The organism is Candidatus Infernicultor aquiphilus (assembly GCF_002784285.1).
Classification (GTDB): domain Bacteria; phylum Atribacterota; class Phoenicimicrobiia; order Phoenicimicrobiales; family Phoenicimicrobiaceae; genus Infernicultor; species Infernicultor aquiphilus.
Map to the genome: position 1 here is coordinate 1 of NZ_PFKO01000226.1, position 8,723 is coordinate 8,723.

General features: G+C 31.4%; 18 protein-coding genes. All 18 read right to left on the minus strand.

What is annotated here, in order from left to right; genetic code table 11:
- Window positions 1–242: M24 family metallopeptidase (locus COZ07_RS05890; RefSeq protein WP_406607645.1), on the minus strand; the 242-nt coding region annotated here is incomplete at its 3' end.
- A gap of 10 nt (window positions 243–252) precedes the next feature.
- Complete coding sequence (locus tag COZ07_RS05895) at window positions 253–903, minus strand: adenylate kinase (protein ID WP_406607646.1); 651 nt, start codon at window positions 901–903, stop codon at window positions 253–255.
- A gap of 65 nt (window positions 904–968) precedes the next feature.
- On the minus strand, window positions 969–2,237 hold the full coding sequence (secY, locus tag COZ07_RS05900) for a preprotein translocase subunit SecY (RefSeq protein ID WP_406607647.1): 1,269 nt from the start codon (window positions 2,235–2,237) through the stop codon (window positions 969–971).
- Window positions 2,238–2,678, minus strand: coding sequence for a 50S ribosomal protein L15 (gene rplO, locus COZ07_RS05905; protein WP_406607648.1), 441 nt, complete (start codon window positions 2,676–2,678; stop codon window positions 2,238–2,240).
- Complete coding sequence (gene rpsE, locus COZ07_RS05910; RefSeq protein WP_406607649.1) at window positions 2,665–3,207, minus strand: ribosomal protein S5; 543 nt, start codon at window positions 3,205–3,207, stop codon at window positions 2,665–2,667. The genes rplO and rpsE overlap by 14 nt, the downstream gene beginning before the upstream one ends.
- Before the next feature lie 145 nt (window positions 3,208–3,352).
- Window positions 3,353–3,718 (minus strand): 50S ribosomal protein L18, encoded by a 366-nt coding sequence (rplR, locus tag COZ07_RS05915; RefSeq protein WP_406607650.1) that lies wholly within the window; start codon window positions 3,716–3,718, stop codon window positions 3,353–3,355.
- A 43-nt stretch (window positions 3,719–3,761) separates the two neighbouring features.
- Window positions 3,762–4,301: a 50S ribosomal protein L6 gene (rplF, locus tag COZ07_RS05920; RefSeq protein WP_406607651.1), complete on the minus strand. Its 540-nt coding sequence runs from the start codon at window positions 4,299–4,301 to the stop codon at window positions 3,762–3,764.
- A 61-nt stretch (window positions 4,302–4,362) separates the two neighbouring features.
- Window positions 4,363–4,761, minus strand: coding sequence for a 30S ribosomal protein S8 (gene rpsH, locus COZ07_RS05925; protein ID WP_406607652.1), 399 nt, complete (start codon window positions 4,759–4,761; stop codon window positions 4,363–4,365).
- Between the two features lie 60 nt (window positions 4,762–4,821).
- Window positions 4,822–5,007, minus strand: a complete 186-nt coding sequence (locus COZ07_RS05930; protein ID WP_406607653.1) for a 30S ribosomal protein S14 — start codon at window positions 5,005–5,007, stop codon at window positions 4,822–4,824.
- 178 nt (window positions 5,008–5,185) lie between these two features.
- A complete protein-coding gene (gene rplE, locus COZ07_RS05935) occupies window positions 5,186–5,725 on the minus strand; it encodes a 50S ribosomal protein L5 (protein ID WP_406607654.1) in 540 nt (179 codons plus the stop codon).
- Window positions 5,726–5,736: 11 nt separating this feature from the next.
- Window positions 5,737–6,066, minus strand: coding sequence for a 50S ribosomal protein L24 (rplX, locus tag COZ07_RS05940; protein ID WP_406607655.1), 330 nt, complete (start codon window positions 6,064–6,066; stop codon window positions 5,737–5,739).
- 24 nt (window positions 6,067–6,090) lie between these two features.
- On the minus strand, window positions 6,091–6,459 hold the full coding sequence (gene rplN / locus COZ07_RS05945; RefSeq protein ID WP_406607656.1) for a 50S ribosomal protein L14: 369 nt from the start codon (window positions 6,457–6,459) through the stop codon (window positions 6,091–6,093).
- A 45-nt stretch (window positions 6,460–6,504) separates the two neighbouring features.
- Window positions 6,505–6,762: an uS17 family ribosomal protein gene (gene rpsQ / locus COZ07_RS05950; RefSeq protein ID WP_406607657.1), complete on the minus strand. Its 258-nt coding sequence runs from the start codon at window positions 6,760–6,762 to the stop codon at window positions 6,505–6,507.
- Window positions 6,740–6,985, minus strand: a complete 246-nt coding sequence (gene rpmC / locus COZ07_RS05955; RefSeq protein ID WP_406607658.1) for an uL29 family ribosomal protein — start codon at window positions 6,983–6,985, stop codon at window positions 6,740–6,742. Before rpmC ends, rpsQ begins: the two co-directional genes overlap by 23 nt.
- Window positions 6,986–7,411 carry a 50S ribosomal protein L16 gene (gene rplP / locus COZ07_RS05960; RefSeq protein WP_406607659.1) on the minus strand — a complete coding sequence of 142 codons (426 nt, stop codon included), beginning with the start codon at window positions 7,409–7,411 and terminating at the stop codon, window positions 6,986–6,988. It abuts the gene before it with no gap.
- On the minus strand, window positions 7,395–8,129 hold the full coding sequence (gene rpsC, locus COZ07_RS05965) for a 30S ribosomal protein S3 (protein WP_406607660.1): 735 nt from the start codon (window positions 8,127–8,129) through the stop codon (window positions 7,395–7,397). Before rpsC ends, rplP begins: the two co-directional genes overlap by 17 nt.
- Complete coding sequence (gene rplV, locus COZ07_RS05970) at window positions 8,130–8,489, minus strand: 50S ribosomal protein L22 (protein ID WP_406607663.1); 360 nt, start codon at window positions 8,487–8,489, stop codon at window positions 8,130–8,132.
- Window positions 8,490–8,626: 137 nt separating this feature from the next.
- A partial coding sequence (locus COZ07_RS05975; RefSeq protein WP_406607664.1) for a ribosomal protein S19 family protein occupies window positions 8,627–8,723 on the minus strand: 97 nt, incomplete at its 5' end.

The window sequence follows — 8,723 nt, forward strand, 5'->3', positions numbered from 1 at the left end:
TGAACTACTTCTTCGTTTATAGAAACACATATAGAATGTTGAAATTTATTTTTTCCTGTTCCGTAACCTTTAAATGCCGGCTTTGCTCCGTGTTTTACTATATAATCCTCAGCAATTCTATCTAACTCTAAAGTGGTGATTCCTTCTTTTATATTTTCTAATAATTTGTTTAAAGTGCTTGCTGCCAATTTACAACTCTTTCTTATATAATTAATTTCTTCAAGAGATTTTAAAATAACCATTTACTTTTTATCAGGACGTTCCTTTTTCTAAAACCTTTTTTATTTCTAAAAAAGCATTTTCACTTAAATCAGCATCTATTACAGTTAATAATTTTTTTTCTTCATAATATTTTATTAAAGATAAAGTTTGATCATTAAATACTTTTAATCTATTTTTTATAGTCTCTCCTTTATCATCATCTCTTTGATATAACTCTCCTCCGCAAATATCACAAATATTATCCTTTTGAGGAGGATTAAATAATAAATTATAATTAGTACCACATTTTTTACATACTCGGCGATTAGATAATCTTTTAATTATTTCAGAGAAGGGTATTTCAAAATAAAATACATAATCGATATGCTGGTTAAGTTCTTTATTTAATTTCTTTAATGAATTGGCTTGTTCAATATTTCGAGGAAACCCATCAAAGATATAGCCATTTTTACAATCTTCTTGTTTTATTCTTTCTTTTATTATCTCTAAAATAATATTATCTGGCACTAATCCTCCTCTGTTTATAATATTTATTACTTCTTTTCCTAATTTAGTCTTTTTATCTATCGCTTCTCTTAAGATTACTCCTGTTGAAATAACTGGTATATTAAATTCTTTTTGCAACTTTTTTGCTACTGTACCTTTTCCCCCTCCTGGAGGTCCTAACAAAATTAATCTCATTATAGATTGCCTTTCTTCTAATGCCAAATATTATTTTTTACTTAAAATATTTTTATTCCATAGATTTATTTCTTAATAAATCCTTCATAATGTCTCATTAATAATTGTGATTCAATTTGTTGAATAGTCTCTAAAGCAACTCCTACCATAATCAATATAGATGTTCCTCCAAAATAAAAAGTTGTAATACCAGTAATTTCTATTAAAATATTAGGTAGAATAGCAATTATAGTTAAAAATATTGCACCACTTAAGGTAATTCGAGTCATTATATGATCGATAAAAACAGAGGTATTTTTACCTGGTCTTATTCCGGGTATAAAACCTCCATATTTTTTCATATTATCTGCTAAATTGATGGGGTTAAAGGTAATTGCTGTATAAAAGAAAGTAGATAATATTATTAATATAGAATATAAAACTAAATATAATGGTTGTCCTGGTGAAAGAGCCGCAGCCATACTCTTCATAAAAGTTATATTCTGAAAAAATTGAGCAATGGTAGCAGGAAAGAGTAAAAATGCAGAAGCAAATATTATCGGAATAACTCCAGCTTGATTTACTCGTAAAGGAATATGAGTACTTTGACCACCATACATTTTACGTCCTATCACTCTCTTTGCATATTGAACCGGTATCCTTCTCTGCCCTTGTTGGATAGCAATAACTCCTCCAACCACAATAATACCAATTATAATTAAACTCAATAATGCTATAATATTAATTTCTCCAACTTGTAAAAGTTTAATAGTTTGAGTAAGTTGAGAAGGAATTTGCGCAATAATTCCAGCAAAAATAATTATAGAAATACCATTACCAATGCCAAAATCAGTAATTTGTTCACCTAACCACATTAAAAAACAAGTTCCAGCTGTAAGTGTGATTAACAATAAGAATCTGAAACTAAATCCTGAAATCATCAATACACCCATGTTTTGTAGCCAAACACTTATTCCAAAGGCCTGGACAATAGCCAAAAATACTGTAGAATAACGCGTAATTTTAGTGATTTTATCCCTTCCTTCTTCTCCTTCTTTAGCCCATTGCTCTAAAGTAGGAACAACCGCAGTTAAAAGTTGCATAATAATAGAAGCATTAATATAAGGCATTATCCCTAAAGCAAAAACGGAAAAACGACTTAATGCTCCTCCAGCAAAAAGGTCAAAAAATCCTAATATCCCTCCTTGAGCAAATAAATTAGTTAATGCTTCTTTATTTACACCAGGCAATGGTAAATGGCTACCTAATCTGACTACCACTAACATTCCTAAAGTAAAATATAATCTTTTCTTTAAATCAGGAATCTTAAATAAATTACGTAAAGTCTCTAACAATTATACCACCTCAATCTTCCCACCAGCTGACTCAATCTCCCTTACCGCCTTCTGGCTAAATTTATTTGCCTTAATGGTTAATTTCTTAGTTAGACTACCTTTAGCTAATATCTTTATTCCATCCACCACTTTTTTTATAACTCCCTTACTAATCAATTCTTTCGAACTAACTATATCGCCATCATTAAACATATTTAATTTTTCTATATTTACAATACTATAGTCCTTTTTAAATACATTATTAAAACCTCTTTTAGGTATTCTTCTATATAAAGGCATCTGGCCTCCTTCAAAATTGGCTTTGACTCCGCCCCCTGCACGAGCATTTTGTCCTTTTGACCCCCGCCCCGAAGTAAAACCATGACCTGAACTGCAACCTCTACCTACTCTTTTACGTTTTTTAATCGATTTAGGAGCAGGAAATAATTTATTTAACCTCATTACTGGTTACCTCCCTTGGTTGTAATGGTTGGCTATACATTTCCACCACACTTTTTCCCCTTAATTTTGCTATATCTTTAGCATTCTTTAAATTTATAAGACCGTTCATAGTAGCTTTGGTAATATTTAAATTATTGTCACTTCCTAAGGACTTAGTTAAAATATCTTGATATCCTGCTGCTTCTAATATTGCTCGAACAGAGCCACCAGCGATTACTCCAGTCCCAGGAGAGGCTGGTTTCATAAAAACCTGAGCAGCTCCAAATCGTCCTGTAATTGCATAAGGAATAGTTCCTTTTTTAATTATTACTTTTATTAAACTCTTCTTCGCCCTCGCGACTCCTTTTTTAATTGCCTCAGATACATCTTTGGCTTTTCCATAACCTGTACCTATAATCCCTTCACCATTTCCTACTACAACCATTGCCGAGAAACCAAATCTCCTTCCACCTTTTACGACTTTGCTTACTCTATTTACGAAAATAACTGTTTCATTTAATTCTAAACCTTTAGGATCTATTTTTAACACCTATTCACCCCCTCCCCAATTTTATTTGCTTTGTATTTTTCTCTTTCTTTCATTTATATCCTCTTGGTTTCAAATTATTTTTTTGAAACACAATTATATCTAAATTTTTGAAATTAATAAAATATTTACCCAAATATATAATCAATTAAAACTGTATATTACCTTTTCTAGTGCTCTCTGCAACAGCTTTTACTCTGCCATGATAAAGGTAACCTCCTCGATCAAACACTACCTCTTTTATACCTTTCTCTTTTAACTTTTTAGCTAATAAATCACCAAGCATTTCAGCTGCTTTTATATTTCCGTGATATTTTACTTTTTCTTTTATTTCTGGATCAAGGGTAGATGATGAAACTAAAGATATACCCTTCTCATCATCAATTACTTGTGCATAAATATGTCTTGAGCTTCTAAAAATACATAATCGTGGTTTTTTGTTAGTACCGAATATATTTTTTCGTACTCTTTTATGCCTTTTAATCCTAGCTAATCTTCTATTTATATCACCCATAGTAGCACTCCTCTCTTCGGAATTTATCTATATTATTATTTTATTACTTCGCACCAGTTTTGCCTATTTTTCTTCTTACTACTTCATCAATATATCTTATTCCTTTTCCTTTATAAGGTTCTGGTTTTCGTAATATTCTTATTTTTGCTGCAGTTTCACCAACTAATTGTTTGTCAATTCCCCTTATTTTAATTATCTTTTGTTTCTCCACTTCAAATTCAATTCCTTCAGGTGGTTCAACTTTAATAGGGTGAGAATAACCTATCTGAATCACCATTTTACCACTTTCAAGGGTAGCTCGATAACCCACTCCCTGTATCTCCAAAACTTTCTCAAAACCTAAAGATACGCCTTTTACCATATTATTTATTAAACTTCGAGTTAATCCATGTAAAGCACGATGAAATTTACTTTCCGAAATTCTGGAAACATAAATCTTATTTTCTTCTATCTTTATGGGGATATCTGAATGAAAAATTCTCTCCAAAGTACCTTTTTCTCCAGATACCTTTATCTTATTATTATTTACTTCAACCTTTACTCCTTTAGGAATAGTTATAGGCATCTTCCCTATCCTGGACATATAAAACCTCCCATTTTCGTATTGCGTATCGCGTATATCGTATTTCTTATGTGTGATATATTTACCAAATATAACAGATTACTTCTCCACCAAGATGACGTTGTAAAGCTTCTTTGCCAGTCATAATCCCCCTAGAAGTCGATAAAATAACAATTCCTAAACCGCCTAATACTCTTGGTATTTCATCTTTTTTGGCATAGACTTTCAACCCAGGTTTGCTGATTCTTTTAAGATTATTAATAGTTTTTTCTTTATTAATATATTTTAAATAAATGATCAATTGACCCTGTTTATTATCCTCTTTATATTTATAGTTTCTAATAAAACCTTCATCTTTTAATACACGAGTAATTTCTAATTTTAGCTTTGATGCTGGTATAGTTAAAGAATTATGCCGCATCTTATTGGCATTTCTTATTCGAGTTAACATATCAGCAATAGGATCTGAAACAACACTCATATATAATCCTCCTCTCTTTTGACTCTATTAAATTATAATAAACTTCGATAAATATGCCTTTTACCAGCTTGATTTAGTTACCCCTGGCAATTCACCATTATGAGCCATCATTCTAAAGCATATTCTACATATGTCAAATTTTCTCATATATCCTCGAGGTCTTCCACAAATACTACAGCGGGAATATTTCCTTACTTTATACTTTGGTTCTTTTTTTGACTTTTCTATTAAGGCTTTTTTAGCCACACTATTTCCTCCCTTTTAGCACAAAATTAACATACTCATATCTCGTATCTCGTATCTTGTGAATTGTATTTCGAAAAATTACGTAATCTTTACTCAATACTCAATACTCGATACTGGATACTAAAATATTATACTATACGCTAAACGCTATCCGCTAAAACGCGATACGCGATATAAATCACTTTTTAAAAGGCATACCCATTAACTCTAAAAGAACTTTTCCTTCTTCATCGTTTAATGCACTAGTTACAATAGTAATATTCATTCCTAAAGTATTAGTTACTTGATCAAAATCTATCTCAGGAAAAATTAACTGCTCCTTTACCCCTATAGTATAATTCCCCCTTCCATCAAAAGAATCTGAAGGGGTACCTCTAAAATCTCGAATCCTGGCGAGAGCTACATTAATAAATTTATCTAAAAATTCATACATTCTATTATGATGCAAAGTTACTTTACAGCCTACCGGCATATCTTTTCTAACTCCGAAGTTAGATATAGATTTTTTTGCGCGAGTAATAATAGGCTTTTGACCGCTTATAATCGCTAATTCTTTTGCTGCTTCATCCATAATTTTTGAGTCTTTAATGGCACTCCCTAAACCTATATTTATTACTACCTTCCTTATTCTGGGCACCGCCATTACATTCTTATATTTAAATTTATTCATCATCTCTGGAACAACTTGTTTAAAGTATTTATCTTTTAATCGGGGCATAATTTAACCTCCTAAACCTTATCTATTATTTCTTTGCACTTTTTACACACTCTTACTCTTTTGCCCTCTTTAATTTTTTCTCTTTTTACAGTAGTAGGTTTATTACATTTATTACAAATTAATTTGATATTAGAAATATGTAACGCACCTTCTTGCTTAATTACTCCCCCTTGGGGAACATTTTGGGTAGGTTTAGTGTGCTTTTTTAAAAAATTAACACTTTCAACTATTACTTGCATTTTTTTAGGGAAAATACTAACAATTTTACCTTTTTTCCCTTTATCATCTCCACTAATAACCAACACATAATCACCTTTTTTAAAACTCATTTTATTATTCATCAAATCACTATCCCTCCCTTTACTTTATACTACTTCAGAAGCTAATGAGATTATCTTCATAAAATTTTTATTTCTTAATTCCCGGGCAACTGGTCCAAATATTCTAGTACCTACCGGCTCATTCTGATCATTAATAACTACTGCTGCATTATCATCAAATCTAATATAAGAACCATCCACACGACCAAGTTCTTTCTTTGTTCTCACAATAACTGCTTTTACAACTTCACCCTTTTTACATGTTCCTCCCACTGCTGCCTCCTTTACTGAGGCAACAATAATGTCTCCTATTCTAGCATATCTTCGGCGAGAACCACCTAAAACTTTTATACACATTATTTCTTTTGCACCTGAATTATCTGCTACAAATAAACGAGTTTGCATCTGTATCATCTTAGCTACCTTCTCTCTTTATCATTTTATATGGTCTAAATTATTTTATTTCGATTTTTCTAATATCTCTGTTATTTTCCACCTTTTTCTTTTACTTAAGGGACGTGTTTCAGCAATCTTTACTTTATCACCAATATTACATACATTTTTTTCATCATGTGCCATAAATTTATTTGACTTCTTTATCCTTTTTTTGTAAATAAGATGCGAAACCAAGTATTCAACCCTTACCACCACACTCTTTTCCATCTTATTACTTATAACTTTGCCTATTTTTGTTTTAATTTTTCTTTCGGTCTGCATTTGGCTCTCCTTTTAACTCAATCTGATCTTTTTTTTGCAACTCAATTTCTTTTAAAATGGTCTTTACTCTTGCAAAATTATGTCTTACTTCCTTTATTCTCATAGGATTACCTAATTGTCCGGTAACAACTTGAAATCTCAGACTAAATAATTCATCTTTAAAATCGATTAATTTCTTTTGCAGTTCTTCTATTGACAAATCTCTTAATTCACTTGATTTCATTTATCCCACCACCTGTTCTTTTCTGGAAAGAAAACGAGTTTTAATTGGTAATTTATGGGCAGCTAAACGTATTGCTTCTTTAGCTAAATTTTCTTCAACTCCTCCTCCTAATTCAAATAAAATCCTTCCAGATTTTACTACTGCTACCCAATGATCTGGTGCTCCTTTTCCTTTACCCATTCTAGTTTCTGCTGGTTTTTTAGTCACTGATTTATCAGGAAATATTCTTACCCAAACCTTTCCACCCCTTTTCATAGCATGGGTAATGGCAACTCTTGCTGCTTCTATCTGAGCACTGGTTATCCAATGACTCTCTAACGCCTGTAAACCAAAATCACCAAAAGCAAGATAATTTCCTTTATTAGCGCATCCTTTCATTCTTCCCCTTTGTGTTTTGCGATATTTTGTCCTAGTTGGTTGTAACATCTTTCCGTACTCCTTCTCCACTTGATTCTTCTGCCTTCTCACTAGTTAAAACCTTGGTCCCTGGTTTTAGGCTAATTTTTTCTTTGTCTTTTATAGGAAGCACTTCCCCGCGAAAAATCCATGCCTTAACGCCTATTTTGCCATAAGTTGTATTAGCTTCAGCAAAACCATAATCTATATCTGCTCGTAAAGTATGAAGAGGTAGTCTTCCCTCTAGATGCCACTCTGTTCTTGCAATTTCAGCCCCACCTATTCTACCTGAACAAGATATCTTTATTCCTTCCGCACCCATTTTCATAGATCGACTGGTTGCTTGTTTCATTGCTCTTTTAGAAGAACTTTTTCTTTCTAATTGTTCGGCAATATTCTCGGCAACTAATTGAGCATCTAATTCGGGTGTTTTTACCTCCATAATTTTAATTTGTAAATCACCTTTTATAAATTTAGACATCTCTTCTTTTAATTTAGTAACCTCTGCTCCTTTTCTACCTATCACAATACCTGGTCTTGAACAATTAATAGTTACTCTTATTCGATTAGCTATACGTTCAATTTCTATCCAAGAGATCCCGGCATGTTTTAAACGATTTTTAATATACCTTCTTATTATATAATCCTCGTAAATATTTTTTGCATATCCTTTTTTAGCAAACCATTTAACATCCCAACTTTTTATAATTCCAATTCTTAACCCTTTTGGATGTACTTTTTGTCCCAATTATTTCCCCTCCCCTTTATTATCAACTATAATGGTAATATGGCTACTCCTTTTTCTTATTCTACTTGCTCTTCCCATTGCCCTTGGTTTAAATCTTTTCATCGTTGGTCCTTCATTAACAAAGGCTTCGGATACATATAAATCTTCTACTTTTATATCCTTATTATTTTGCGCATTATAAATTGCAGATTTTAAAACATTATATACCATTTTAGCTGAACGGTTAGGAAGAAACTTTATAGCTAAGAGAGCTTCATTAGCATTTTTACCCCGAATAATATCTACAGCCTGTCTTCCTTTCCGAGCAGATATGGGTAAATATTTTCCTATTGCTTTTATACTCATTACTTTCCTCCTAATTCAATTTTATTTGTTTTTCAAAGATTAATAATTTATTATTTTATAATTTTTATAAATTAAAATAAAATTATTTTACCTTATTTTAAAACATAAAATATATTTAGAAAATTTTTATGACTTAATATTATTATCTACATCTACTTTAATGCAGTTGATCTTTCTGTATGAGCACTATGCCCTCTAAAAATTCTGGTAGGAGAAAATTCTCCTAATTTATGGCCTACCATATTTTCT